Genomic DNA, 26,059 nt, shown 5'->3' with positions numbered 1-26,059 from the left:
CTCGGCGCGTTTTCCAGTTTATCCGTATACGCCGGAAAACACAGCCCGGATCGAATTTTGGTGCGGAATGAGCGATTTACTACCCCACACACATTTCTTTGACCCGGGAATACCTGATTTGACGCACCGCTATTGTTGAGAAACGTCCAATGCGTGCCCGATATCGGCAAGCAGGTCATCTGCATCCTCAAGCCCGACCGAAAAACGGATCAGACCCGGTGTGATACCCAACTCGTCCTTTTGCGTATCGCTCAGACGCTGATGCGTGGTCGTCGCCGGGTGCGTAGAGATTGATTTGGCATCACCCAGATTGTTCGAGATCACCGGGATCGTCAGCGCGTTCAGGAACTTGAAGGCCGCGTCCTTGCCGCCCTTGATATCCAGCGACAGAACCGTGCCGCCCTTGCCCCCCAGTTGCGTCTGTACCAGCGCATTCTGCGCGTGGGTTTTCAAACCAGGGTACAAAGTGCGTTCCAACGCTGGATGCCCCTCAAGCGCCTCGGCGATGATCTGCGCGGATTCAGCCTGCGCGTTGACGCGCAGCGCCATCGTCTCAAGCCCTTTCAGCATCACCCAGGCGTTAAACGGGCTAAGCGCCCCGCCGGTGTGTTTCAAATAAGGTTCAACGGTGCCGCGGATGAAGTCTTTGGTGCCGATGATGACGCCGCCCAGCGCCCTGCCCTGCCCGTCGATATGTTTGGTCGCGGAATAGACCACCACATCCGCACCCTGCTGAATCGCGCGCGAGAACACGGGCGTCGAGAATACATTGTCCACAATCACCAGCGCGCCAACGGCATGTGCCAGCTTGGCGACGGCCTCGATGTCGATCACCTCAAGCGTCGGGTTCGACATAGATTCGAAAAACACCGCCTTGGTATCGGGACGGATCGCAGCCTGCCACGCGTCCAGATCGGTGCCGTCTACGAAACTCACTTCGACCCCAAAACGGGTCAGGATGTTTTCCAGAATATAAAGGCATGAGCCGAACAGCGCCTTGGCCGACACCACATGATCGCCCGCCTTCAGCATCGAGGTCAGCGCCGCATTCACAGCCGCCATGCCCGATGCGGTGGCAAAGGCGTCCTCGCCCCCTTCCAGAGCGGCAATACGCTGTTCAAACATGGACACGGTCGGGTTGCCATAGCGGGCATAGATGAACTCATCCGGGCCGGTCTCGATAAAACGGGCCTCGGCCTGCTCGGCGGTATCATATACAAAGCCCTGCGTCAGAAAGATCGCCTCGGACACCTCGTTATACTGACTGCGGCGGATGCCACCATGGACGGCTTGTGTGCGTTTGTTCCAGTTCTCGCTCATGTCATTCCTTTCGGCCCGGTTTGGGCGCGCAAATAAAAAACCCCAGACGCGGTCAAGCGAAAGGGGCCCTTCATCCTGACCTTTTAGCGGTGTTGTTTAGCGTGGCCCGCAATCCGGTATCAAATCGCCACGTGGTCTTGATGCCATTACGCCGCAGTTGCAAAGGCGTCAACCCTGACCGGTGCAACGTCACGGTTCTGTAACCTGTCTTTCACCCAATCGTCATAGCGTCATGACAGACGAGCACCACTACATCTTGTGTGAGGCTGAGCAGATGCCAATAGTCAGGATCAACGCCGAAGACGACCAGATTTCCCTCCATCGCAGCCCCCGACCCGTCTATAGCGTGCTGCGGCGTACAAGGGATGTATCGGGCCCTGTCGTCATCATGACCCACGGGTATAAATACAGGCCCGACGACGCCAAAGCCTGCCCACATCGACATATTTTGGCCCTGAATCCGGATGGTACGTACTTTGGTTGTCCAAGCTGGCCACAGCAGCTTGGGTTCGGCGCGGGGTTCTCGGATGAAGGGCTGGGGATCGCATTTGGCTGGAACGCCCAGGGGCCAGTATGGGCGGCGCGTCGTCGCGCCGTCGAGGCCGGCCGCGCATTGGCCGGGCTGATCCGCGATTTGCGTCGGTTGAACCCGGGAAGACCGATACATTTCATCGGCCATTCAATGGGTGTCGAACTGGCGCTTGAGGCTTTGCACCACTCTGGATCCGGGGCGTTGAACCGCATTATCTCGTTGACGGGTGCAGCCTACCAAAGCCGAGCGCTTTGTGCGTTGGACACACCGGCCGGTCGATCTGCGGAATTCGTTAATGTGACCAGCCGGGAAAACGATCTGTTTGACATGGCTTATGAATGGCTGATCCAGCCACCCCGACGTGGAGACCGTAGCATAGGAACAGGGCTACAAGCCCCAAACGCTGTCACGCTACAACTGGATTGTCCGCAAACTTTGGCCCATCTGTCCCGCGTCGTACAGCCAGTCGGCATGCCCCAGCGTCGCATCTGTCATTGGTCAAGCTATACTCGACCGGGCGTTTTGCGGTTGTATAACGCGTTGCTGCGCCACGACGACCGTTTGTGTCTGGGTTGCCTGCAGAATGGCCTGCCCGACCTGCCAGCGCCACGCTGGTCACGGTTGTTTGCGCTTCCCCGGCCACACGCCCTCTTGCCCTTTGCGCAGAAAGCCTCATGACCGATGGCCTTGATTACGCTGCACATTTGAACACGGTCACGCCGTGTTTTTCGCACATCCGGAACACCGGGGACATGCATCCGAAACACGCCGCACACGCCCTCAGCCCTCCCCGGCCCCACGCAAAGTGCGGTCCAGCACCCCGGCGATATCGGCTAGGTCGTCGTCATAGACATCAGTGTAAAGTTGCAATGTCGTGGACACATGGGAATGCAGCATCAACGCTTGGATGTGCTTTGCGTTGACGCCCTTGGACAGGGCAATCGTTGCAAACGCATGACGCAGTCCGTGGATGGGACTGTTGGGTGGCACCTTGGCCAAGTCCCGGGCTTTGCGGGCGGCAGCGCTCATGGTGTTGATTACATAGGGCGTCCCGTCCTCCATACAAAACAACAGGCCGTTTTCCTGCCACGCCGGACCAGCCTTCAACTTGGCTTCGGCCCGCCACTTGAGTTGGGCGCGGAACACGTCGTGTAGGCCGTCCGACATGGGCATCCACGCCTTGGACGAGGCCGTTTTGGGTTCGGTCCGCACCAAGTGTTCGGTCATGGCTCCGGAAATGTGGTAGCGTCTGCGCCCAAAATCCAAATCGTCGAGCATAAGCCCTGCTGCCTCACCCCGGCGCATCCCTGACAGGGCGATTGCGCGCATAGCGAGGCCGTACCGGGTCTTGTCCAGTTCGATCAGGTACCGGGCCACTTCTTCGGGCGTCCAAGTGGGTTGGCGCACCTCGGATGGCGCTCTTGGGAAACGGGCAGCGCCCACCACATCAAACCCAATCTCGCGGTGGCGCAACGCGGTGGTCACGACACCCTTGAGAACGGCGCGAACGGCCTTGAGTGACTTGTGCGAATAAGGCTGGCCCGAAGGCGTCCCCAATCCCCGCCCAAGTTGCTGGTAGATGTACTCCACATCCTGCGGCGACAGGTCGGCCAGAACCCGGTCGCCCAACACCGTTTTGATGGCCTTGGCGACGTTGCCGTACTTCTTGTGGGACGACTCCCGGTGCGCCCCAGACGACAGTTGATATTCGAGCCAGTCGTCCACCGCCTTGGACACCGTGGCCCGACTTGGTGTGACCCCGGCCTCGTCCATCTGCTCCCACTCTCGCTTTTGGGTCTGGGCCTCCTTGAACGTGACAAAGGTCTTGGACTTCCGGACCCGGTTTCCCTGACGGTCCCTAGATTCGTGAAAAACGCGGAACCTTACGGTCCCGCGCCTGATTGTTTTGGTTATGGAAGCCATGACTATCCCCTCGCGGCCTCCCTTTGACGATATGTTGCAGCCTGACCTTTGCAGGAGGTCGAGCAGTATTTGGCCTCTGGACGCTGCGGGAAAAACGGGTGTCCACAGTGGTCACAGCATTCGAGTGGTCGTTGCGTCCTGACGGCTTCCAACAGGTCCAGCACCATCTGCCCAGACGGATAGTCGGCGTGAAGCCTGACGCCCCCGGGCAACGTGCCTTCGGCGCAGTCGAAGTGAACCGACAGGATGTCGTGGTCGATCAGGCGCTTAATTTGGGCACCCATCCAAGCGGCCATATTCGCTTCGTTTTCCATCTGGTCAGGGCTTAGGTCGTCTTCGTATGTGTCGGTCCACTCGTCAGGATGAGGTACCCGAATTACGATCTTGCGGCTGCCGTTGTTCCACTCGTCGCGGGGTTCCCACGCGCTGCAAAGAACTTCCAGTTCTTGGGCCAGAACCTCGAATTTCTCGGGTTCGTCTAGCGGGTCGCCAAACAACTTGTGCAACGCAACCATCGCGACCGTTCGTTCTTCGGGTGATTTTTCCCTCCACCAACCTGAATACCAATCACGCACCACAAAACCTGCGGCCCTGCGGCTGTTCGAGCGCTTTAACTGCCGTTCCAAGAGCCGTTCCAAGTCCTCTGTTGGGGCGCTTCCCAATTCGTATTGTTGTCTCATGTCATCCCTTCTGTTGACGGATAATTCGAATTAACAGTACCACAAAACCCCTGTCAACACATTACCGTATAGTGTATAACTTCAATGTTCACAAAAAAGGTACTACACATACCGTATATCGCCGTGATAGAGTAAGATTCGGACACTCACATGGAGATATCAATGCCACAAAAAGGTAACAAAGACTGGCTTACTGTCAGCGAGGCCGCCGAAATCATGCCTTGGTGCGTCGGGGCAATCCGCAACATGTGCAAACGCGGTGAGATTAAAACCATCCGCGCGGGCCAGAGCATCCGCCTGTCTCGGGCCGATGTCGATCGCATCATGAACGAAAGCGCGTACCCGGTCGAAGCAGCCGAATAAACCCAACCCAGCGAGGGACAACATGACCATGCAACCGGACCAGCACGCTGAACCAGAACTGTGTCGGGGTCACGGCATCAACGACAAACCCGGAACCTCGTTCAACAGCATCACCGTGTCGGGTATCCGTAAACTGGCGGCCAACCCACAAAAGGTACCCAAGGACAAGGCCGACTGGGTGATACCTTCGACCTATCGGGGGGCCGACGCCCGGTCAGCCATGCCCCAACTCGACAAGGGCGAGTTCTACATGCTCGTGGTTGATGTCGACGACGGAAACCCCAGTCTGGGCGAGGTGCGGGACGCGGTGGTGAAGGTTCTAGGCGTCTGCCAGACCATCATCTATTCGACCGCATCGGCCACCAAGGAACTGCGCAAGTGGCGGGTGATGATTCCGCTCCAAGTGTCGATTGGCGGGGGCGAATACGAACTGTTCCAACAGGCTTTGGTCGAGTTGCTGGACGTCGCGGGCATCGACATGGACATATCGGGCACGCGGGTTGCCCAATTGTCGTACCTGCCGAACCGGGGGCCGGATTTCTACGAACACCAATGCACCGACGACCCAGTGTTGTTCGTGGACCCGAAGCACCCGCTGCGCAAACGCGCTGCTGCCATCCGGAAGGCCGCGCAGGTGGCAAACGAGGCCGCGAAAGCCCAACAAAAGGGCGGCGTATCGAACCAGATACAGCGATACAACGACGACCACCCACTGGAAGCCGAGTTCGATCGGTTTGGGTACAAGAAGCAACGCGGCAAACTGTGGAGGTCGCCCAACGAAACGCAGGGTGGCGGGACATCTATCCCGTTCCCGGGCCGGTGGGTTTCGTTCTCGGGCAAAGATGCCGACGCGGGCATCGGGTTTGGCACCAAGACCGGCCACCGGTCGGGCGATGCGTTTGATCTGCTGGTGCACTACGAATACGGGGGCGACCGAGAGGCCGCATTCAAGGCCATCGCCAAGGACTGTCCACCGCTATCCAAGCACCCCGAAAGGGACGCCATCGTTACCGAGGTCGCCAAGGACCACGACCCAAGAGGGTTGTCGTCGCTCGGGGACGCCGTGGCCGAGATTGAGGCCCGGTTCAAGGACGCAAGCATCCGGAAGCACAAAAAGCCCGAAATCGAAGCACTCGTCAAAGCAGTCTGGGAACGCGAATTCGCGCAGGAGGAAGCGAAAGGGTTGCCCGACGCCGTGCTGGAGTGGCCCAAACTCGAACCCAAGGGGGCCGAGGTGGTTTTGCCCGAACTGCTGGACGCGCTCGTGGACAGGTTCAAGGGTTATCTGTCGCTGGATGATCGAATCCTGGACCTGTTGGCCCTGTGGGTCGTGGGTGCAGGAAACGCGAACCTGTTTTCCCAGTACCCGCGCGTCTTGATCAAAAGCCCCGAACCAAACTCGGGCAAGACGACCGTGTTGGAACTCATGGCCTTCACCGTCCCGCAAGCCGTCATACTGGACCGTTCGACCTCCGCTTCGGTGATAGCGATGTTCGATATCGCGAAAGGTTCTGTGGCGTTTTTCCTCGACGAACTGGACACGTGGGTTGCCACGAAAGAAGGCAACGACGATATGACCGGCATCTGGAACTCAGGTTTCGAGCGGGGCAAACAATCCGCAAAGATGGAGCAGATGGGGAACACGTGGCAACCGGTGTTCCGGTCGCTGTATGCGCCGGTCGCCGGGGCATCGCTCCACGACCTGCCCCCGGCAAACGAAAGTCGGGCCTACGTGGTTCGCATGGTGCCAGACCGCACTGGGACCAAGCAAAACATCCGGAAGGAAAAGAACGTGCTGGGGGGCAACCCACTGGACGACCTGCGGCAACAGGTGGTGGATTTCTGGGCTGGGGAACCCGAAATCGAACTGGCCCCGAGTGCTGACGACCTCGAAGGACTTGGAGGTCGGGACGCTGACCGGGCTGTGCCATTGATTTTGCTGGCGCGGTTCGCGGGCGGCGACTGGTACGACCGACTGCGGGCTGGGATGGCCTATATTCAAGACCGAAACGACCCAAAACAGGGGCCAAGCCGAGAATTGTTGGAAGACCTGTGCCGGGTATACGTTGCTGGCGACCCGGGACACCTGCCGAGTTCGGACGCGGTGTCACGTCTGGTGGACATGTCCGACCGTCCGTGGGGCGACCGGAACGCTGGGATGGGTATCACACAAGCCGAACTAGCGGACCTTCTGCGGCCCTACGACCTGCGCCCCAAGAACGTCTGGGTGAACGACAAATCGCCTAAAGGTTATAAGCAGGACGAACTCGAACACGTATTCGAGGTATACCTTGGCCCCAACTGGCCTAGCGCCTATCTGGACGTACCCGCGAAAGACCCGTACCCCGATAAACCGGAGTTTCAACCGCTAGGGAAGCGACCCTAGCGACCCTTCGAGGGGGTTTCTGGCGGGGATACGCTAGGGACACAGAACCACGAAAGAACAAACTCCGCTCGTATTCTGAGATATTGTCAACCGGGGGGTTGCTAGCACCCTAGCGCCTTTCCGGGGTATGGAAAGAAAATGTAGAAAGCGGACACCCATGAACAACCAGACAGATGCGCATAGTTCGCTTTATCCCCCGAAACCCCGCTAGGGCGCTAGGTATATATATTTTAATAATTTTTAGAATAAACTCCGTTCGGGTTCTGGGCGTATTCGAAGCCCTAGCACCCCCCATCGCTAGGGGCCGCTAGCCGCGCTTGGTGCGGATCAAATCTATGCACGATTGGGTCGCTCGTGTTTTCATGGAAGCGAATGGTGGAGGCCTGTTGTGTAAAGGGGGAAGGTCGAAAAGTTGGCAACAATACACGCTCACCACACCCCGCTAGCGTCTCCCTATCAAGCTACGAAGCGAGGATATTCGAATGCCAAAAGGAAGCGGTCTGACACCCCGGAAGAGTGTCGCGACATCGTCAGAACTTTGGAAGCATCTGGGTGACGACCCCATCGAATGGCCTGCAGATGTGGAGCCGTGGCAGCAAGACCAAGCGAAGGCCGAGCGCGTATTCCAAGAGGTGTTGTTGGGTCGTCCAAGATCTCGGTGGACGGGAACGGATGTCCATCTAGCCGCGATCTACGCTCGTACGCTTGTCGAACATGAGTACACGCATCTAATGGTGCAAAAGGAAGGTCACCTAACCCAAAACAGCAAAGGCGATTGGGTTCGGTCTCCATGGCTGAGCCTTCACATCAACCTGCAATCGCTTCAGATCGCCCAAGCCAAACAATTGGGCATCGTGGCGCGACCCGGAAACAACAAAACAGCGGACGATGAACGAGCATCAGCTGAGGCGGCAACCAAAAAGATAAACGAGAATGCTGGGAAACACGACCTGCTCGCTTGATTTGCGGTCCAGATCAGGGTTGAGGCATTTTAATTGAACCAAACCTCAAAGACCGCGATTTTCAACAGCGGACGCTCGACAAAACCCGGCCAACAACCGAGTTGCGAACTTTGCTGCCATTAGCGATCAACCGTTTACTGTCTGTTCTCAGCCCGACGCAGACATCGTTTCATAGTTGTGTCCCTGCAAAGTCGGGATTGTCTGCTTGGGCAAGATACTTAATTGTTCAAGGAAGTCTGCGAAAAGGTTTATCGGAATGTTTTGGAGAAATCGTAACAAACGAAGAATAGCAAAGGCGTCGATGGGTTTGAAACTCCAATGTAACGAAAACCTTTCTATCTTGGCCGAATTTTTTGAGGATCCTTGGGTCGCAGGTTACATCGCTGGATTTACGGCGGTCTTCATAGTTGGGGAAGATGACGCCTACGACCTCCGAGACGAAAGCTTTCGAATTTTTATTACCAAAGTTGGGGAACCGTACTCAGATATTCTTTCAGAGGTATTTGATAAAGAAACCGCAAAGCAGATTATTGACGGAGATATGCACCTCAGTCCGAACTGGGAGGATGGATTTACCAAGGGCTGGGGAAACGCAGGCACATTGGTAAAATACGGAGGCATGAGCCCCACTTTGAGAGACTATATAGTGGACAAACCTGCCGAAGTTAGAACGCCCAGAGATGCTCTTGCTTCCGCTGAAACGGGTGAACAAAGCGGCACACAAGATAAGAGACTCTTTCAAACACTCCGCAACGTGTTTGGGTCAACCGGATCGCAAAACAACAATGAACCGGAGAACATCAACTTGTTTAACCGGGAGCATTGGTCGCTTGACCTTATGGCGGCGGGCAGCGCGGAACAGCACATACGACTGCACAACTCACGATGGGGTCAGAGTCTCGCTCTTGTGTTCTCCAACGACATGCTCGTGTTTTTGCAGTTTTATGACGTGAAGGCCTTTTTCGGGTATGAGATCCACGAACTCGTCCTTACTGTTGATGACGTTCAGAGGTATTGGAGTTTCGACGCATCTGGTCAGGGCACCAGTTTGATTTTCGAATTAGGCAAACTCAATCAACTGGATGAAGAGTTTTACGACCTGATGAATGCTATGGATAAGGGTACGTGGCTGAAAGCAGCAACGGAAATAAATGGCGAAAATAGTTTCCAGTTGGCGGGCTTCAAAGACGTACATCAGGCGCTTCTTGACCGCTCTGGGAATGCTTGACGTATAGGAAGCTAACAAGATCCCCCGATGTCACGGCGCTTTGTCGCGCGTACTAAGTGGAATATACTGCAACTATGTTGCGAAAGCCTGCTTGGTCTGCACCTCGGGCATTGATGCACAGTGCAGAGATTTTGACTTAGGGCTCGAAGCAGCCATTCGCTGCGCGTTGGATTAATGGCCAAGGAGCGGACGAAGCCGCCGTTAACACAGTCATCAGCATGTGATGCCTAACAAGCGATATCCAAGCCACCCCCCAAACCTTCAGCGCGTCGTCCAGCAGTGTAAGTTCGCGTTCGTCTAGTTCGGTTCTACTGGCGGTCTGAATGAAGAGGCGCAGGACTTCTTTGCCATTTCACTCTCGCAAAATTAAAAAAGAATAATGAAGTACTTACTCCAAACCCCCACTGCCAGGGCAATCCTCATAGCACTCTTTGTAATTGTTGTTGTGAGGGTGTGCAGCTATGACAGCTATCAAGGGGCTGGATATCAAAGGCCTGATCATGATTATTGGGACGGCGGGGACAGGCCCTAAACCGAGTTCACTCCTGTACTGTGGCATCCACTGCAAACAGTCGCGCAGGTTGTCCGTAACTCGGACATAACAGACACTAGTACCGAGTTACCGTGAATAATATTCCGCCCAAAGAAGCGAAGCAGTTGGCGAGATATTCATCCTCGACATTCAGAATTTCGAGTATGATTTCGATGTCGGCTTAGTTCGCAACAAAATCTCCTCCCTAAGAAGATTGCGGCCCGTTTTAGTGCTGGAAGGCGATACGCGGAGTTGTCTGGGTTCTCGCACTGAGGCTACCTCACGTGTCGGGGTCATATGCAATCTACGGTCACATAGAGTGTGAATGTCCACTTGCTTCGTTGCTATGCGCCAGAGCTGCTTCTGCTTGACCGACAACACGATCACGCACCTTGTTCAAACCGCGAGTGTTTAACCATTTCAACCACTTTCGCAGTGGAACAAGCTGTTTGCAGCCAAAACTGTCTATCCAGACAAACCTGCCCAGGCCATCTACTTGCGTTTGGAATACGATGTTCTTTAGGTTTTTGTTGCTGATCACGACGTGGTTTTCCATCAACGCATCAAAAAAATCGTTAAGCAATTTCAAGTGCAGGGTATTCAGGCGACCTGCTCGGATCATGTCCCAGAGGGTCGGTGACAAATTACCATCAGGATCTGAAATGCGCTCGTACACTAGTCCTAGACCTAAATCAGTTGGCATCGTTCCATGCACTTCACAAATTGGCAGTAGCGCACCGGGTTCTTGTTTGCGAGCTTTTAGTTCCAAATACTCGCGAAACTCGCGCAGAAAACCATTGTACATGGTCGCACGGCGAAGGCGGCGTTCGATCCAACTGACGTCCGGAAGTTGTCCATGTGCGTCGTACGTGCCCGGCTGCGGTAACTTCACCAGAAGAGACGGTTCGTTCGGGTGTTCATAGATATGCTGACGCTTGCCCTTGGCAATCACAGGCTTATTGCTCAGCGTCAGCATGCTGCACCTCATAGCTTAGTGGTTTGCAAGTGCGTATGACAGTTTTGTAACAGAAGTAAAGAGCCGTCCTCGAAGTAAAAAACTGCGCTTTTGTTTCCAGCGGAGAGATGGCTGCTAGCCAATGAAGTGGCGGACTTGCCCGTTCTTGACGTCCACTTTGGGCTCGATGCGGTCATCTGACAAAATCGCTCAAGTGACTGCTTAACGACCCAAAACATGCCTGTTGTGGCTTCACCCAGCATGCTCTCATTGGGCTTGGGCTAAATCTTGGGCGTCGACCATTGCAGCTCCAAAACTGTCAATATTATCAAATATATATCAGCTGTTTTTTGTTGGGTTTAACGACCCGACGAGGTACCCGATGAGGCTGACTGCCAAAACTGCTGAGCGCCACCTGTTGTCCTTACACAAGGACGGTGGAAGCCTGCGCCATCGCCTTTCCAAAGCCAGCCGTGCCGAGGAGGAAGGCACCCAAGGTGCATCTGATACTCGCGCCCGTCTCTCGTCCCAAATCCGCCAAAAACATGCTTTCGCCGCTGCTGCGCGTTCGGCCATCGAACGCCGGGGCTTTGACGCCCGCCAAGCAGCCAGCGTTTTGCGTATACGCACCAAGTCCACCGCGTCGGTCTTGGGCGTTTCCCCCGACAGTCTGACAGCCTTCGCCTTAATCGCCGTTCGTTTTGTTGACGACCACGACCGGCTCGATTTGTTGGCTGTCAAAATGGATGCCGTGGCCCGCGACTGCCACGACGCATGCGTTCGGTTCGACCGGCTGTCGGGGGACATCAATTCATCCATCCAGTGCAGCCTGTCGCTAGCCGAACTGGTGGACGCACTACCCGAGGCCGGGTTCAACCCCCGTCTTGGGGAAACTGAGCGACTTCGCCGCGCCTACACCGGTTGGGCGCGACAAGCCAAAAAGGACGCCAAGTATGCAAAACCCCTTTCGTGACCCAACCCCCTCGCCCCGGCCCACCACCAAGGGCGCAAACAACAAAAAAATTGCCGAGGTGATGGCAAAACTGGTCACAACCCACCTTCGCCCGGTTCACGACCGTTTGGACGCGCTCGAAGCCAAGGTTGCCGACATTGGCGACCAGACCGCCGACCACATTGAGGCCAGCGCCTCTGCCTTTTTGGAGGATTAATTTATGAAAGACCTGAGCACCGACCCCCGCGTCAAGGCGCTGCCGGAAACCATCCGACCGAAGTTCATCAAAAAGGCCGAGGAAGCACAGGCGGCCATTCTTTGGGACACTATCGTGGAGGAGTACGCCGAAGCGAACGAGGCCCGCACCGTCCTGCCGACCATCAAGGCCGAAATGGTCAGTTTGCGCCGTGCCGTGGACCGTCCGCAGGTTGTGGAAGCCGTTATCAAGGAACCCGCCAAGCCCAAAGCCATCCAGAAGGCACCGCGCCTGTTGGATTGTCTTGTGGCATCGGCCACCGCCGAATTCCTGCGCCGGACCAACGGCACCCCAGTGGGCAAGACCATCGACAGCCTGTTCGATTACAAGACCCAGAAACTGTCGCGCCGGGTTGCCAAGGCCATGCTCCGCAAATCCGCGACGGACCCCGGCACCACCTACGACGCAGGCTGGGCAGCCGATTTGACCAACAACGATGTCCTGGGTTTTTGGCAAGACGTGGGCGAAGTATCCGTGTTGGGTTCTCTTGTGTCGCGGGGCTTTGCTATCCCACTGGAATTTGGCCCCAACAACAGCCTGACTGTTCCGCACCGGGGTGTTAAAGGCACAATGCGAGGTTCTTGGGTCGAAGAAGGCGCAACCATCCCAGTGTTGCAGGGAACGCTAGGTTCGGCCACGTTCTTTAGGCACAAGTTGGCTGGGATTTCCGCATATAGTGACGAGTTGGCGCAGGTGTCCGTGCCGTCAATCCAGTCGACGATTAGAGAGTTCATACTTGAAGATACGTTGATCGCCGCAGACGAGGCGTTCTTGTCGACCGATGGGCCAGTCCCAGCGCTGCGCCCCGGTGGTATCCTGACCGGTGTTACCCCGCTGACGCCCGGGACCGGGTATGACGACGACCTGAAAGGTCTTTTGGGGGCGATGGCGACAGCCCGGGCGCGCACCCCCGTGTTCCTGATTTCACCGCAAACCGAACTGGCTTTGATGCTGGCCCGGGAAAACGGCTTATACATCTTCCACGACGAAATGCTCAATGAAGGCACCATTTATGGTCGTCCCTACATCGTTTCCAACAACGTCCCGGAAACGCGCATCATCATCTTGGACGCTGCGGCCCTAGCCATCGCCTTGGCAGTGCCAGAAATCGACCAGTCAAATGCCACAACGCTCGTAATGACGGATGCAGCCGGGGCCGCCCCCAAGATGCAGGGTGACGGGGCCGACCACGGGTCGGATGCCGCCGGGGGCATCCATATCAGTGACGCCGCCGGTGACGGAGCCAAGGTCCAGTCGATGTACCAGACCAACGCAACCGCTATCCGTGTTGTCTATTCGGGTATGTCGTGGGGGATGATGGCCGCCGGATATGTCGCCTATGTCGATCGGTCGTGGGGGTAAGTAGTGTTCGAGCAAAGCCCACATAAGCACCTGACCTACGCCATCGACCACGACGGGCAACATCGGCTGTGTTGCGCCATTCGCAGCACCCAGACCGGTCAAATCGTGGCTACGGCAGTCGAACAGGATGTAACTTATCACGTCCCCGCCCCCAAAGACCTCAAGGCGGCAGTGTCCGTTGCGATGCAGCCCTACAACGACCGTCTGCAGTATGAGGAGACGAAGCAATGACCCAGAAAGTCACACGCGGAGAATACACCGGCCTGTCCGACGACGCCCACGCAGGCGTTCTGGTGCACGACTATTCCAAGCAAAAGACCCCGAAATCCACCGCCAAACCGAAGCAAAACAAGGTTTTCGGCGGGTCAATTCAGGAGGCGCAACGTGGTACCGCTAAGACGTAAAAACGGCGTCCCGGTTGGGCGCGAAATCGACGAAACCGCCTTCGACCTGCAGGTTCCGGTTCAAGGCACCGTGCATCCCGGTCTGGTCCAGTTGGGCCGCAGCGAAGGTCTGAACCCGGCCCGGTTCTGGCCCTACTACATCGACCCGACCGAGACGACGCCATGAACGTTGATTGGGACACCATACATCTGGCGATTCAAGGCTGCTGTTCGCAAGCCGTTTTGGACGCCACCATCGCCCAGAGGGACGCCAAACCTTTGGACGACACCGAAATTCAGGCCCGGGTTGCCGAAACCTTGGCCTTGATACGGGCAGAAGTGTCCGATCCCGGCCCACCATAGGGCCAACTTAACCAGTGAGGAAATGACCATGGCCGTGAGAAACCGTCGAGACACCAGCCAAAACCCAGGACCGACAATCCGGGTGGGTGTTGAGTATCGCAAGAACCAAGACCCGGCTTTGATCGTGTCGGACCCGAGGACGGGACGGTCCCACAGGATCGCGTTGAAGTTGGATGGACCGGAGGTTCGGGGCTTGTGTCTCAACAACCCGGTCACGTTTAGAAACCTAGAAATCCCAATTTAAGCCAAGGACACCCCGGCGATAGTGAACAAGATCAGAGGTGGCGCAAGTTTTGACTTGGTTGGGTTCAAGGAACTCGAAAAGGGTTTGGAACAAATGCCCGCCAAGGTCGCTGTTCGCGTTGCTCGTCGGGGATGTCGGACCTAGGTCCAACATCCTTTTTGCCCACCAGCCGCTTGGATGGCGTCGTACTGACCTTTCATTTGGGCCAGTTGTGCGCTTTCGTCCTTGTCATTCGCAAGTAGGAATAGCGCGGGCCAAAACAACACCAAGCCAACGCCCATTGCCACGGCGTCATTGGTTGCTTTCTTGTTCTGTTCACCGGTCAGATGGTTCACCTGAGCGACAATTCGTGCTTGTTCCTGCCGAAGTTGTTTGCAGTTCTGGTCCGTATACAGCGTCATAGGAACGTAACTTGCCGTTACATTTTCTGCTTTTTGTGCACAGGCTGACAACGCCAAAGAACCCGCCAACGCGGGGACGATAATTTTTTTCATGTCCGTAACTCCTTATGCCCGCGATACATTCAAGTCGAGCGATGTCTACTTGTGATTTTTTGCCAAGATTTTTTTAATGCGCTGTTTTAATGCAAGTTTTTCGATTCCGGGACAATCAATTCGCGTTGTCGGATCACGGGGAGCCACTTCGGGGCGCTCTCGGGTGGGTACATACCGGCGAAATATCTCTCGCCCGTCCCGACCCCCTCCCGTTGGCTTCTTTGGGTGTCAGACGGTGTCGTCCCAGTGGTTGGGGAGTTCCGGTTCACGGGGCAACACATCCGGCGCGGTCACTCCGTGCTTGGTCAACCACTCGCGGATGGTGGCCCACTCGTCCTGTAGGCTGGGCTTCGAGCGCCATTCCTGCAGTTGTTCGAGTTTGCATTTGAGGTCAAAGGGGATAGTTCGGGGCCACTCGGTCATGGCCCATGTTCTACTTTTGTTCTAACTCAGGTCAAGTCACATTTTCGCGGATTACCCGAGTGCAAAATCCAGGATCACACACCCTATCGCGAAAACGCATAGAAACAACGGACCCCAAGGGAAGGCCGCCTTGGGAGTCACTTCGATGTTGATTGTGATGTTGGGTTCTTGGGCATCGGTTTCGGGCGTGTCCTTGGACTCGGGGAACTGGATGACGTTGTCGGGCATCACGCGGCTTCCCAGTCGTCATGGTTGTTGCTTTTGCGCAGGTTTTCAGTGGCCGAGATCACCTGCAGATTCCACGGCACGTGCAAGCCACTGATGATTTCACCCTGCAAAGGTGTGATGTGGTCTACGTGGTATTTTTTGCCCGTTTCATATTCAAGATTTGCGGCCATCGCATAGGCGAGACTGATCTGCGCCAGTTCCTGCTCAGTCAACCAAGAAGGGGTGCGTTGTCTTTGCGCAAGCTGACGCTTACGAACAAGCGCAAGATGCTGCGGTTTACGTTTTGCGTAAGCCTTCTGAGTTAATTCACGCCCTTTGGTAGACCTTCTATATTTCAATTCAGACGCTTTCCCCGCTTCCGATTTTTTGTATCTAGTCTGGGACGCGCGAACTTTTTCCCGGTTCTCATCACGATACTTTGCACCACGCTCAATATTTTTTTCGTGGTTTTCCCAATATCGATCCCGAGCACGTTCATTCAACATGTCACGGTTCTTGTCCCGATAAACAGAATGTTCAGCGTTCAAACGGTCCCCGTGGATTTCGCGGTATGCTTTCTTCTGCGCAGCACGGCAAACTTTGCACTTTGCTGTTGTTCCCAAATACCCAAGTTTTGCTTTGTGATACTCAGATAGAGGCTTTGTTTCGCCGCATTTGGTGCACGTCTTCACGTTGCTCATCTCCTAACCTCCTAGTGCGCACCTAGTTACGCGGCGTTAGTTCCGCTTGTGATTTCCTGCCAACTTTCACCTCCCGCACTTCCACCTGTCCTAGGAACGAATCCAAGGTCACAGTTTCCCCAGCCATCAGCCGGTCTTGGGCCTCGTCTGGCATGGGCAGCATTTGTTCGAGTTCCACCAGCCCTTCGGCTGTCTCGGTGAACCCATTCGGGTGTGCAATAAGGTATGCGGTCATGTCGGTCGTCTCGCGGGTTATCCATACCCCACGAATAAAATTATGCTGATGCTTCTCGTCAATTATATCGTTTTCAAACAGTTGTTTAGCGTCGTCATATAACGATATGACAACGACAGATTGACCCCAATATCTCGGACGTGATTTCTAGGAGAATGGGCTTTGGTCGGCCCTTCACTCGCTGGTAAGTCGAACGCCCGGGGTGGTTCCCGGGCGTTTGCACGTCAATCTTCCTGCTGAAATTGCGTCCCTGTGAGGGCTTCAAAAAAACACCCCGCACAGAGGCGGGGTGTAGTCACTCACGTAGGGTCCCCAATGGGGTTAGGGACATAAGACAATACGTCTGTTGTGTTGGAAAGGATCACATCAACATAAATCCTGCGATTAGTTGGTCTTCGGAAAGCTATTTTGGCACCAAATAACAAACGGTTGACCTATTTTCGCATGACCATTCCCTCCAACTCACTATTTCTGGCCTTGATGCTGCTGATTTGTTGGTGGGTTGAGTTTGTTCACGAGGGGGTACGCAGCAGCATCAGGGGGCGCACACTGCCGACTTCCCCCGAAACTCGGTGGTGTGTCGCCCCCATCCCGCGTGTCGATCTTCCTACTGAAATCGGTGGCTGTTATTTTGCGGTGCGGTCGCGACGAGTGGTTCCCAACGCCAAGCGCGCGCTAGCGTGAGGTCCGGGGGTTCGGTCGTCGTACGACGCCGTCCTCAGCCCCCGGGCCTCAGAACCCATCTCGCCCCTCCCCGCGCCCACCCACGACATCGTGAAAGCCCGTCCCCGTTTGCTCTTGAGGCATCCGTCATAAATCCTCATGATCCCCTCAAGCTGAGGAGACATTATGATCGATCTGTATTTCTGGCCGACGCCGAATGGCTGGAAGGCGTCCATAGCGCTGGAAGAAATGGACCTGCCCTACACCACCCACCTGATCAATATCGGCAAAGGTGACCAGTTCGACCCAGAATTCCTGAAAATCGCACCCAACAACCGGATGCCGGCCATCGTTGACCCCGACGGCCCGGATGGAAGGCCGATCTCGGTTTTCGAAAGCGGTGCCATCCTGATGTATCTGGCACGCAAGACAGGGCGGTTCTACGGCAAGACCGAGCGTGACCGAATCGCTGTTGAGGAATGGCTGATGTGGCAAATGGGCGGGGTCGGACCCATGGCCGGTCAGGCGCACCACTTTTTGAAATACGCCCCGCAACTGGACCCGCCACAAGACCTGCCCTATGCCAAGGATCGCTATCGCACCGAGGTTGGCAGGCTTTACGGCGTGCTCGACCGGCGGCTGGCCGAGAACGAATATGTCGCGGGCGATTTCTACTCCATTGCAGACATGTCGATCTGGGGCTGGGCCAGTCTGTGGGAAGGCCAGCAACAGGTGCTGGAGGACAAGCCACATTTCACCCGCTGGCTGGAAACCGTCAGTGCCCGCCCCGGTGTTCAGGCCGGTCGGGCGCTACATGCAGAATTGCGCGGGGACCATCGAGACAAGCAGTCGCAGAGCAATTTGTTCAAGCGGTAAATTAGGCCAAAAGCCTTGCTAACCTGCGGATGATGCGTGGCTTGTACTGACAGCGGGCGAATTATCCGCCACCGGCGGGACGGCCCGCTGATAAAGATGCCACGTCGTATGCCCCAGAATCGGTAGTGTAAAAATCAGGCCCAAAAACGCCGGAACCAGCGACAGCAGCATCGTGACCGAGATGATCGCAGCCCAGCTCAGCATCACCACTGGGTTCTCGGTGACAACCCGGATTGATGTGAGCATGGCAGAGACGAAATTGGTCTCGCGATCCAGCAGCATAGGCATGGCAACGACAGTTGTCGAGAACAGGACCGCTGACAGAAATGCCCCTATGGCCGTGCCGACAGCAAGAAACGTCCATCCCTGCGGAGTGAAAAATACTGTGTTCAGAAACCCGTCCAAGTCCGAAAAAGAGGCGTCCTGTAGGATAATCGCCAGCCATAGCCGAATCTGGTAAACCCACACCCAGAATATGAACAGGGTAACAAAGGCCATCCAGCCCATCTCACGCTTTCGCTGATTGGCCATGACCGTCAGAATTTCAGACCATCCGAAGCCCTCTCTGTTTTGCAGCCGGCGTGACATTTCGTACAGCCCAGCGGCCGCAAATGGTGCAATCAACGGAAAGCCGACAATGGCCGGAATGATCATCCAGATCTTACCCAGCCAGACCATGACCCAAACCAGAAGAATTCCGAACACCGCATAGAACAGACCGAAAAAGCCGCTCATGACCGGGTGCGCCAGAAAGTCAGAGAAGCCAGCTTTTAACGAGGCGGTTATATCGTCGACAGTGATTTTATTGACGTCGGCCCTGTCCTGCTGCTGGGGCGTCAGGTCCTCTGGCGGTGTGGAGTCTGCGGTTTTGGATGGCATGACACGTTCCTCCCAAAGCGTGACGTGGTGGTCTGTCGGCGCGCCCAACATCTAATGATGAAATTGTGCATCAGCGCTGGCGTTTGGACAAGGCAGGAGTGGATGGCAGCGCCTAGGCTCCCTCCCCCCGCACCAACACGTCCAACATCCCCGAGATATCCTCGATCTCTTCCGCGATCACATGGGTCACGGAATGCGCCCGTTGCATCCGCCCTGTAACCCGCAACAACCGCCCCGAGATCACCGCGCGACGGAACGCCTCGTACATCGCGCGCCAGACCACCACGTTCACGATGCCGGTCTCGTCCTCAAGCGTCAGAAAGATCACGCCCTTGGCGGTTCCCGGCCTCTGCCGCAAGATCACCAGCCCGGCCACGGTCACACGGGCGTTATCGGGTGGATCGTCCAGCCGATTGGCTGGCAGGCAAGCGGGTGGGCGCGGCCAGTTCCGGTTTGATCCTACAGGGCGAGCAGGGGCAACAAGCATGAGAACAAAAATAGAACAAATACACAGAAAGTCCAGTCACGGCATACTGAGTCGCAAATGAGGCTGGAAAGACCTAAATCCCTTCACTAAGGAAGGTTTTGAACATCGAAAAAGGAAGACGCACGCAATGGCAAAGATCACCTATGTCGAGCATGGCGGTACCGAACACACAGTCGAGGTCGCCAACGGACTGACTGTCATGGAAGGGGCCCGCGACAACAACATCCCCGGCATCGAAGCCGATTGCGGCGGCGCCTGCGCCTGCTCGACCTGTCATGTTTATATCCACCCTGATTGGGTCGAGAAAGTGCCTGCCAAAGACGACATGGAAGAGGACATGCTGGACTTTGCGTTTGAGCCCGACCCAGAGCGGTCCCGCCTGACCTGCCAGATCAAAGTCACCGACGCATTGGACGGTCTGGTCGTCCAGATGCCTGAGAAGCAGATCTGATGATCTCCAAAGCGCCGCGCCGGCCCTCTCGCCTCTGGCAAGGCAGGTCTCGCGGCGCGCTGCTGACGGCGTGCTTGTGGCTGGCAGGGACAATGCCTCTTACAGCAGCAGACACGGTTAAAAGGGCCCATTTCACCGATCCAACCACTCGCTATGCCCATGGTGTCCTGGGCGATTTCGTCGAATATGGCGGATTGGAGATGCGGATCGAAGACGCCTCATCGCAAGCCCCACTCCGCTTGCAACCAGTATACGAATGGACAACGCACTCCATCAAGCTTCCCCCGGACCGCGTATTCGAAGACCTCGAGCCACGACTTGCCGATGTTGATCTTGACGGTACGAATGAGGTGATCGTTGTCGAATCCAGCGTTCACGAAGGCGCACAACTCGCCATCTATAACGCGCGCGGAGAAAAGATAGCCGCCACCCCGCATATAGGCACCCGTTTCCGCTGGCTCGCGCCAATCGGCGCAGCTGATCTGGACGGCGACGACCATGTCGAAATCGCCTATATCGACCGCCCTCATCTGTCCAAAACCCTGCGCATCTGGCGATTCAAGGATGGTGCTCTTACTGAAATTGCCGCGCTTCCCGGCCTGACAAACCACAAAATCGGAGAAGACTTCATCTCAGGTGGCATCCGCAGCTGCGGTACCCGCTCGGCACTCGTTGTGGCCAGTGCGGACTGGTCTCGCGTCAAAGGCGTCTATTTCCAAGATGGTTGGAAAACCACCGACCTTGGCCCGCTCAGAGGACGCAGCGACCTGACCGACGCATTAAACTGCTGATCCGCCCTTCATCTGGCCAAAAATACCTTGAGGGTGAGGCCGAAAGGCCGAGGGGGCAAAGTCCCCTTCCGGAAAAAATCAAGTCGGGCGCAGCCCGGCAATCAGATTACAAAGCCCGCCAACCGATATCGCGTCGGAAGAACCCTCCGGGCCAGTCAATCCCGTCAACCATCGCATAAGCCCGGTCGCGCGCGTCCTTCAGTGTCTCGCCCCGAGCAGTGACGTTCAGAACCCGACCACCCGACGCAAGTACTTGCCCGTCTGCCGCCTTGGTCCCGGCATGAAAAACCATGTTCTTGCTGTCCTCGGGCAACGCGTCCAGACCGCCAATCACACTGCCCTTCTCGTAAGAACCGGGATAGCCATTGGCCGCCATCACAACGGTCAGCGCGTGATCGTCGGCCCAGTTCACCTGCGCCTCGCCTAAACGGCCCTCGGCTGCGGCATGCATCAGATCCATCGCCTGCGCGCCCAGGCGCATCATTAGCACCTGACATTCAGGATCGCCGAAGCGCACATTGTATTCCACCAGTCGCGGCTGCCCGTCCTTGATCATCAACCCCGCATAGAGAACCCCCTGAAACGGCATCCCGCGCTTTTTCATCTCGGCCACAGTGGGTTTGATGATCTGCTCCATTGCGCGGACTTCGACCTCGGCGCTCAGGACCGGGGCCGGAGAATACGCCCCCATCCCGCCCGTGTTTAGCCCGGTATCGCCCTCACCCACGCGCTTATGATCCTGCGCGGTACCAACGGACAGGATATCCTCTCCATCGCACAACACGAACAGCGAGGCTTCCTCGCCCTCCATAAATTCCTCGATCACCACCTCGGCCCCGGCCCTGCCAAAAGCACCACCGAACATGTCGTCGATGGCCTCCAGCGCGGTGGCCTCGTCCATCGCCACGATCACGCCCTTGCCGGCGGCCAGACCATCGGCCTTGACCACAATCGGCGCGCCCTGTTCGCGGATATAGGCCTTGGCAGGCTCGGCCTCGGTAAAGCGCCCATAGGCGGCCGTCGGCGCACCCGAGGCGTCGCAGATTTCCTTGGTAAAGCTCTTGGATGCCTCCAACTGCGCCGCATCAGCCGAGGGGCCAAAGACCAACACACCTGCTTCGCGCAAACGGTCCGCGACACCAGCGGCCAGCGGGGCCTCAGGGCCGACAATCACGAAATCAATCGCGTTTTCCTCGGCAAAGCTGACCACCGCGCCGCCATTTTCAATATCCAGCGCTGCGCACTCGGCGATCTGCGCGATCCCTGCATTACCCGGAGCCACAATCAGACGGTCACATTTTGGGTTTTGCATCACCGCCCAAGCCAGGCTGTGTTCGCGCCCACCGCTTCCAAGAATGAGGATATTCATGACTGCTCTCCGATCTGCTTGGCCTCGCCTTCCGCGCGTTCTAAGCTGGGTGGGCATTTGACACAAGGCGCTGAAATGTCCGACCTGCTTGACGACCCCATTCCCGGCCAAAACACCCCGGAATATACAGTTTCTGACATCTCGGGTGAGGTGAAACGCACGCTTGAAGGCACGTTCGGCCGAATCCGTGTACGCGGCGAGGTCGGTCGCGTGTTCAAGGCGCGCTCGGGTCATCTGTATTACGACATCAAGGACGACAAGAACGTGCTCGCCTGCACCACATGGAAGGGGCAGATCTCGGGCCTGTCCGTGGTGCCCGAAGAAGGGCTTGAGGTCGTCGTCACCGGCCGCCTGACCGCATTCGGCGCGCAATCGAAATACAACCTCAACGTCGATGAGGTCGCCGTCGCCGGGCAAGGCGCGCTGATGGCGCTGCTGGAAAAGCGCAAGAAACAGCTTGAGGCCGAAGGGCTGTTCGCGCCTGAACGCAAGAAACCCCTGCCCTATCTACCGCAGATCATCGGCGTAGTGACATCACCATCTGGCGCGGTGATCCGCGATATCCTACACCGCCTGCGCGACCGGTTCCCGCGCAAGGTGCTGATCTGGCCTGTCGCCGTGCAAGGATCGAACTGCGCGCCCGAGGTTGCCAACGCGATCAACGGTTTCAACCAACTCTCGCCCGGAGGTGCCCTGCCGCGCCCCGACCTTATCATCGTTGCCCGCGGCGGAGGATCGATCGAAGACCTGTGGGGTTTCAACGAAGAAGCGGTCGCGCGGGCGGCTGCGGCCTCGGAGATCCCGCTGATCTCGGCTGTGGGGCATGAAACTGATACAACGCTGATCGACTTCGTCTCGGACCGTCGCGCGCCCACACCCACTGCAGCCGCCGAACTGGCTGTGCCCGTTCGAATGGAGCTACTGGCCTGGACCGGCGAGCAAGGCGCGCGCCTGTCCCGCGCCGCGACCGATGCCGTGCAACGCCGCAGCCAACGCCTGCGCGACTTGTCCCGCGCCCTGCCGCGCCCGGACAGCTTGTTGAACTCTCCACGCCAACGACTTGATTTGATTGCAGATCGCCTGAGCCCGGCGCTGGAGCGCGGCGTGCAAAACCGCCAGTTGCAAGTGGTGCGGCTCTCTGCCCATCTGCGGCCCTCAACCCTGCGCAATCTTGTAAGCAGCCGACAAGAGGCGGTGCGTAACCTGTCCTCGCGCCTGTCACTGCGCCCCATCCAGCGCGAGATCGAGGTGCAGCGCCAAACTCTCTCGAGGTTAAGCGAACGGATGAGCGCGGCCCACACTCTGCGTTTGGACCGGATGCGGCAACATCTAGAGGCCACGGACCGCCTACGCGAAACGCTCGGCTACAAAGCGACGTTGCAACGTGGTTACGCCGTGGTACGAGCCGACGATCAAGTGATAACCACAAAGAAGCAGGCTGCAAAACACGACGCACTAGAGATTGAATTTGCCGATGGTATGCTCACCACGGGACAGCCGCAGGCGCCGCGACCGGCACCAAAAAAATCGCCCAAAAAAGACGCACCGGATCAAGGCTCATTGTTCTAAGTGACACTTAAACTCCGACCTCTGGCCCGAGGCATATCATCTCTTCGTCGATGTCCTCGGCCTCATACAATTCGGTCTGGTCGGGATTTCCTTCAAATTGAGCAATCAACCCAGCGCCAGACCGGGTAAAGCGCCAGCATTGTGGATCAAGCCTGTCTTCATAGAGGAAACAGATCTGATCCTCCTGCTCATACCAGACGCCCTCTTTGCAGTCGCCATCCAAAAAGGACCAAATCACCCGACGGTTCGGCAGGTACCGTTCGACACCGTAAACCTCGCCCTGAAACCCGTAAAACAGGGTTTTACCGCGTGTATAGTCATCGAACTCGGACCCGGACAGGGCCGTCTGGGCACCGACCGCCTGCGCGGAAAGGGCTAAAAGAATCACGATGTGTCTCAGCATGCAGTCATTCTGTCAGAAGCCGGAAGACAAGGCCAATTACCATTGCGTCAGACCACCCTGCCCTGACGTAACCCGTTGAATTGACCGCATGATCATGGCGTTCTGGTTTGATCACCAACCCGGAGACCAACGCGTGACCACTGTTCTGCTGATTTTCGCATCCGCCTGTGCGCTGGCTTACATGCCAATGGCCCCAAAACCTGTCAGCACGGCGAGAACGTTTTTTAAGACCGCTTCAGTTGGCACACTGGCCGTCATTGCGGTTTTCAGCGGTGCGCCATTGCTCTTGTCGACGGCACTTGCCCTTTGCGCAATCGGGGATGCGTTACTGTCACGCGAAACGGACCAGACCTTCATGGCCGGTATCGGAGCGTTTGCCGCCGGGCATCTGGCCTATATTGCGTTGTTTCTCACGCATCCGTCCAGCGACCCGGGCCTGATTTGGGAACGACCGGCCATGTTCTGGTCGTTGATCGTTTTGGGTATTATTGCCGCCACGTTGCTGACCCCGCGCGCAGGTGACCTGAAAGGCCCGGTGCTTGCCTATATTCCGATCATTTTGGGGATGGGGATCGCGGTTTTGACCCTACCGGATAAAGACGCGCTGTGGTTGGCCCTGCCCGCTGCCCTTGCCTTCATCGCCTCAGACCTGATCCTGGCCACCGAGAAATTCCTTTTGCCCCCTAACCACCCATCTCGGAAAGTTACACCCTATCCGATTTGGATATTGTACTGGGGGGCGCAGGTGGGGTTACTGCTGGCGTTTGCCTGACCCTTTGCAACCGCTGCGAATCCGCATTAGGTGAGGGGAACACCTGCGGAGACCAAAAATGGCGTTTTTCTCAAAGCTAAAGAACAAGCTTTTCAAATCCTCGTCCCGCCTTGAACAGGGGCTGGACGCAATCGTCGAGGATGGCGGCGAGGAAACAACAACCCCGGACCCGATCATACCAGAGCCCGAACCGCAGCCTGAACCTGTTCCGGAAGTACCTCAACCAACGCCGGAACCAGTACCCGCACCACAACCAACACCCGCCCCTGTACCCACGCCGCAGCCGGTCGAAACGCCCGACCCGTCGCCTGCCGATCCACAACCCGCGCCACCCCCTCCCGAAGCTACGTCTTCCAAAGGCGTGCTGGGGCGTCTGTTTGGCCGAAGTGAGCCAAAGACCGTTGTCCGCCGTGCGCTGGATGACGACATGCTGGAACAGCTCGAGGAACTGCTGATCGCCTCGGATATGGGCGTCGACACTGCCCTGCGCGTAACCTCGAACATGGCCCAGGGGCGGTACGGTCGCAAACTCTCGACGCAAGAAATCAAACAGCTTCTGGCGCAAGAAGTCGCCCGCGTCATGGAGCCGGTGGCGAAACCCCTTCCTATTTACCCAAAACGCCCGCAGGTGGTGCTGGTCGTGGGCGTTAACGGATCCGGCAAGACCACAACCATCGGCAAGCTCGCAAGCCAGTTCAAAACCGCCGGGAAAAAGGTCGTCATTGCCGCCGGAGACACCTTCCGCGCTGCCGCAGTTGAACAGCTGCAGGTCTGGGGGGATCGCGCCGGAGTGCCGGTCCTGACTGCTCCGGAAGGCTCGGACCCTGCTTCTCTTGCCTTTGACGCACTCACCAAAGCACAGGAGGAAGGCGCGGATCTTCTGATGATCGACACGGCGGGTCGTTTGCAAAACCGCACAGACCTGATGGAAGAACTCGCCAAAATCGTCCGTGTCATCCGCAAGGTCGACGAAACCGCTCCGCATAACACCCTTCTGGTACTGGACGCCACCACCGGGCAAAACGCACTCAGCCAAGTTGAAACCTTCCGCAAGCTGGCGGATGTGTCGGGGCTTGTGATGACGAAACTCGACGGAACGGCCAAGGGCGGGGTTTTGGTCGCGCTGGCCGACAAGTTCGGTCTTCCGATCCACGCAATCGGAGTTGGTGAGCAGATCGACGACCTCGCGCCTTTCGATCCCGAAGAGTTTGCCGCAGCCCTGACTGGGCTGGAAAACTGATCCGCCCCTTCATCTGGCTAAAAATATCCTTCGGGGGTCCGGGGGTGGAAAACCCCCC

The 26,059-nt window shown here is 57.0% G+C and carries 31 protein-coding genes and 1 riboswitch; of the genes, 18 read left to right on the top strand and 13 right to left on the bottom strand.

Features of this window, described 5'->3' with window-relative positions; translation table 11 throughout:
• Positions 1-129: 129 nt before the first annotated feature.
• Positions 130-1,320: an O-succinylhomoserine sulfhydrylase gene (gene metZ / locus AC2TAD_RS09360; RefSeq protein WP_170750626.1), complete on the bottom strand. Its 1,191-nt coding sequence runs from the start codon at positions 1,318-1,320 to the stop codon at positions 130-132.
• A gap of 63 nt (positions 1,321-1,383) precedes the next feature.
• Positions 1,384-1,461, bottom strand: a riboswitch (SAM riboswitch).
• Between the two features lie 133 nt (positions 1,462-1,594).
• Here metZ and AC2TAD_RS09355 point away from each other — a divergent pair.
• Positions 1,595-2,530, top strand: coding sequence for an alpha/beta hydrolase (locus AC2TAD_RS09355; RefSeq protein WP_480867330.1), 936 nt, complete (start codon positions 1,595-1,597; stop codon positions 2,528-2,530).
• A 102-nt stretch (positions 2,531-2,632) separates the two neighbouring features.
• On the opposite strand, the gene AC2TAD_RS09350 is transcribed toward AC2TAD_RS09355, so the two are convergent.
• Together AC2TAD_RS09350 and AC2TAD_RS09345 are read right to left on the bottom strand one after the other, a co-directional pair.
• Positions 2,633-3,775: a tyrosine-type recombinase/integrase gene (locus AC2TAD_RS09350; RefSeq protein WP_480867328.1), complete on the bottom strand. Its 1,143-nt coding sequence runs from the start codon at positions 3,773-3,775 to the stop codon at positions 2,633-2,635.
• A gap of 2 nt (positions 3,776-3,777) precedes the next feature.
• Positions 3,778-4,455: a hypothetical protein gene (locus AC2TAD_RS09345; protein ID WP_480867327.1), complete on the bottom strand. Its 678-nt coding sequence runs from the start codon at positions 4,453-4,455 to the stop codon at positions 3,778-3,780.
• Positions 4,456-4,617: 162 nt separating this feature from the next.
• On the opposite strand from AC2TAD_RS09345, the gene AC2TAD_RS09340 reads away from it, so the two are divergent.
• The 4 genes from AC2TAD_RS09340 to AC2TAD_RS09325 all read left to right on the top strand — a co-directional run bounded on the left by AC2TAD_RS09340 (position 4,618) and on the right by AC2TAD_RS09325 (position 9,394).
• A complete protein-coding gene (locus AC2TAD_RS09340) occupies positions 4,618-4,818 on the top strand; it encodes a helix-turn-helix domain-containing protein (RefSeq protein ID WP_480867325.1) in 201 nt (66 codons plus the stop codon).
• A gap of 22 nt (positions 4,819-4,840) precedes the next feature.
• Complete coding sequence (locus AC2TAD_RS09335) at positions 4,841-7,204, top strand: DUF3631 domain-containing protein (RefSeq protein WP_480867324.1); 2,364 nt, start codon at positions 4,841-4,843, stop codon at positions 7,202-7,204.
• 482 nt (positions 7,205-7,686) lie between these two features.
• A complete protein-coding gene (locus AC2TAD_RS09330; RefSeq protein ID WP_480867322.1) occupies positions 7,687-8,166 on the top strand; it encodes a hypothetical protein in 480 nt (159 codons plus the stop codon).
• Between the two features lie 301 nt (positions 8,167-8,467).
• Positions 8,468-9,394 (top strand): hypothetical protein, encoded by a 927-nt coding sequence (locus AC2TAD_RS09325; RefSeq protein ID WP_170565250.1) that lies wholly within the window; start codon positions 8,468-8,470, stop codon positions 9,392-9,394.
• A gap of 842 nt (positions 9,395-10,236) precedes the next feature.
• Here AC2TAD_RS09325 and AC2TAD_RS09320 read toward each other — a convergent pair.
• Complete coding sequence (locus AC2TAD_RS09320; RefSeq protein ID WP_480867319.1) at positions 10,237-10,902, bottom strand: YrbL family protein; 666 nt, start codon at positions 10,900-10,902, stop codon at positions 10,237-10,239.
• A gap of 361 nt (positions 10,903-11,263) precedes the next feature.
• On the opposite strand from AC2TAD_RS09320, the gene AC2TAD_RS09315 reads away from it, so the two are divergent.
• Genes AC2TAD_RS09315 through AC2TAD_RS09285 form a run of 7 tightly spaced genes read left to right on the top strand, consistent with a single transcriptional unit; the run spans position 11,264 to position 14,197 of the window.
• A complete protein-coding gene (locus tag AC2TAD_RS09315) occupies positions 11,264-11,854 on the top strand; it encodes a hypothetical protein (RefSeq protein ID WP_480867317.1) in 591 nt (196 codons plus the stop codon).
• Positions 11,835-12,050, top strand: coding sequence for a hypothetical protein (locus AC2TAD_RS09310; protein ID WP_480867315.1), 216 nt, complete (start codon positions 11,835-11,837; stop codon positions 12,048-12,050). Before AC2TAD_RS09315 ends, AC2TAD_RS09310 begins: the two co-directional genes overlap by 20 nt.
• A gap of 3 nt (positions 12,051-12,053) precedes the next feature.
• Positions 12,054-13,451 (top strand): phage major capsid protein, encoded by a 1,398-nt coding sequence (locus AC2TAD_RS09305; protein ID WP_480867314.1) that lies wholly within the window; start codon positions 12,054-12,056, stop codon positions 13,449-13,451.
• 3 nt (positions 13,452-13,454) lie between these two features.
• The gene (locus AC2TAD_RS09300; protein WP_480867312.1) at positions 13,455-13,682 is read left to right on the top strand and encodes a hypothetical protein; all 228 of its coding nucleotides are present in this window, start codon (positions 13,455-13,457) and stop codon (positions 13,680-13,682) included.
• The gene (locus AC2TAD_RS09295; protein ID WP_480867310.1) at positions 13,679-13,855 is read left to right on the top strand and encodes a hypothetical protein; all 177 of its coding nucleotides are present in this window, start codon (positions 13,679-13,681) and stop codon (positions 13,853-13,855) included. Before AC2TAD_RS09300 ends, AC2TAD_RS09295 begins: the two co-directional genes overlap by 4 nt.
• A complete protein-coding gene (locus tag AC2TAD_RS09290) occupies positions 13,836-14,021 on the top strand; it encodes a hypothetical protein (protein ID WP_480867308.1) in 186 nt (61 codons plus the stop codon). Before AC2TAD_RS09295 ends, AC2TAD_RS09290 begins: the two co-directional genes overlap by 20 nt.
• Complete coding sequence (locus AC2TAD_RS09285) at positions 14,018-14,197, top strand: hypothetical protein (protein ID WP_480867307.1); 180 nt, start codon at positions 14,018-14,020, stop codon at positions 14,195-14,197. Before AC2TAD_RS09290 ends, AC2TAD_RS09285 begins: the two co-directional genes overlap by 4 nt.
• A gap of 384 nt (positions 14,198-14,581) precedes the next feature.
• Here the strand turns inward: AC2TAD_RS09285 and AC2TAD_RS09280 are convergent, their stop codons facing one another.
• From AC2TAD_RS09280 to AC2TAD_RS09260, 5 genes are all read right to left on the bottom strand, one after another.
• A complete protein-coding gene (locus AC2TAD_RS09280; RefSeq protein ID WP_170550186.1) occupies positions 14,582-14,935 on the bottom strand; it encodes a hypothetical protein in 354 nt (117 codons plus the stop codon).
• Between the two features lie 228 nt (positions 14,936-15,163).
• A complete protein-coding gene (locus AC2TAD_RS09275; protein WP_480867305.1) occupies positions 15,164-15,358 on the bottom strand; it encodes a hypothetical protein in 195 nt (64 codons plus the stop codon).
• A gap of 51 nt (positions 15,359-15,409) precedes the next feature.
• On the bottom strand, positions 15,410-15,586 hold the full coding sequence (locus AC2TAD_RS09270) for a hypothetical protein (RefSeq protein ID WP_480867303.1): 177 nt from the start codon (positions 15,584-15,586) through the stop codon (positions 15,410-15,412).
• Positions 15,586-16,266 (bottom strand): hypothetical protein, encoded by a 681-nt coding sequence (locus tag AC2TAD_RS09265; protein WP_480867301.1) that lies wholly within the window; start codon positions 16,264-16,266, stop codon positions 15,586-15,588. The genes AC2TAD_RS09270 and AC2TAD_RS09265 overlap by 1 nt, the downstream gene beginning before the upstream one ends.
• A 22-nt stretch (positions 16,267-16,288) precedes the next feature.
• The gene (locus tag AC2TAD_RS09260; RefSeq protein WP_480867299.1) at positions 16,289-16,501 is read right to left on the bottom strand and encodes a hypothetical protein; all 213 of its coding nucleotides are present in this window, start codon (positions 16,499-16,501) and stop codon (positions 16,289-16,291) included.
• Positions 16,502-17,350: 849 nt separating this feature from the next.
• Here AC2TAD_RS09260 and AC2TAD_RS09255 point away from each other — a divergent pair.
• The gene (locus tag AC2TAD_RS09255) at positions 17,351-18,040 is read left to right on the top strand and encodes a glutathione S-transferase N-terminal domain-containing protein (protein ID WP_170352790.1); all 690 of its coding nucleotides are present in this window, start codon (positions 17,351-17,353) and stop codon (positions 18,038-18,040) included.
• Positions 18,041-18,058: 18 nt separating this feature from the next.
• Here the strand turns inward: AC2TAD_RS09255 and AC2TAD_RS09250 are convergent, their stop codons facing one another.
• Together AC2TAD_RS09250 and AC2TAD_RS09245 are read right to left on the bottom strand one after the other, a co-directional pair.
• A complete protein-coding gene (locus tag AC2TAD_RS09250; protein ID WP_480867297.1) occupies positions 18,059-18,919 on the bottom strand; it encodes a DUF2189 domain-containing protein in 861 nt (286 codons plus the stop codon).
• Positions 18,920-19,031: 112 nt separating this feature from the next.
• The gene (locus AC2TAD_RS09245) at positions 19,032-19,406 is read right to left on the bottom strand and encodes an OB-fold nucleic acid binding domain-containing protein (protein WP_480867295.1); all 375 of its coding nucleotides are present in this window, start codon (positions 19,404-19,406) and stop codon (positions 19,032-19,034) included.
• Between the two features lie 127 nt (positions 19,407-19,533).
• Between AC2TAD_RS09245 and AC2TAD_RS09240 the strand changes: the two genes are divergently transcribed.
• Complete coding sequence (locus AC2TAD_RS09240) at positions 19,534-19,857, top strand: 2Fe-2S iron-sulfur cluster-binding protein (RefSeq protein WP_170769391.1); 324 nt, start codon at positions 19,534-19,536, stop codon at positions 19,855-19,857.
• Positions 19,858-19,949: 92 nt separating this feature from the next.
• A complete protein-coding gene (locus tag AC2TAD_RS09235; protein ID WP_480867293.1) occupies positions 19,950-20,648 on the top strand; it encodes an FG-GAP repeat domain-containing protein in 699 nt (232 codons plus the stop codon).
• 106 nt (positions 20,649-20,754) lie between these two features.
• Here the strand turns inward: AC2TAD_RS09235 and purD are convergent, their stop codons facing one another.
• Entirely contained in the window at positions 20,755-22,017 is a 1,263-nt protein-coding gene (purD, locus tag AC2TAD_RS09230; RefSeq protein WP_480867291.1) for a phosphoribosylamine--glycine ligase, read from the bottom strand.
• Between the two features lie 75 nt (positions 22,018-22,092).
• On the opposite strand from purD, the gene xseA reads away from it, so the two are divergent.
• Positions 22,093-23,586: an exodeoxyribonuclease VII large subunit gene (xseA, locus tag AC2TAD_RS09225; protein ID WP_480867289.1), complete on the top strand. Its 1,494-nt coding sequence runs from the start codon at positions 22,093-22,095 to the stop codon at positions 23,584-23,586.
• Between the two features lie 7 nt (positions 23,587-23,593).
• Here the strand turns inward: xseA and AC2TAD_RS09220 are convergent, their stop codons facing one another.
• Entirely contained in the window at positions 23,594-23,989 is a 396-nt protein-coding gene (locus AC2TAD_RS09220) for a hypothetical protein (protein ID WP_170352784.1), read from the bottom strand.
• A gap of 133 nt (positions 23,990-24,122) precedes the next feature.
• On the opposite strand from AC2TAD_RS09220, the gene AC2TAD_RS09215 reads away from it, so the two are divergent.
• On the top strand, positions 24,123-24,761 hold the full coding sequence (locus AC2TAD_RS09215; RefSeq protein WP_480867288.1) for a lysoplasmalogenase family protein: 639 nt from the start codon (positions 24,123-24,125) through the stop codon (positions 24,759-24,761).
• A 58-nt stretch (positions 24,762-24,819) separates the two neighbouring features.
• On the top strand, positions 24,820-26,001 hold the full coding sequence (gene ftsY / locus AC2TAD_RS09210; protein WP_480867286.1) for a signal recognition particle-docking protein FtsY: 1,182 nt from the start codon (positions 24,820-24,822) through the stop codon (positions 25,999-26,001).
• Positions 26,002-26,059: the final 58 nt, after the last annotated feature.

The organism is Ruegeria sp. HKCCD7628 (assembly GCF_057221005.1).
This window is presented reverse-complemented; position numbering and strand designations above follow the sequence as displayed.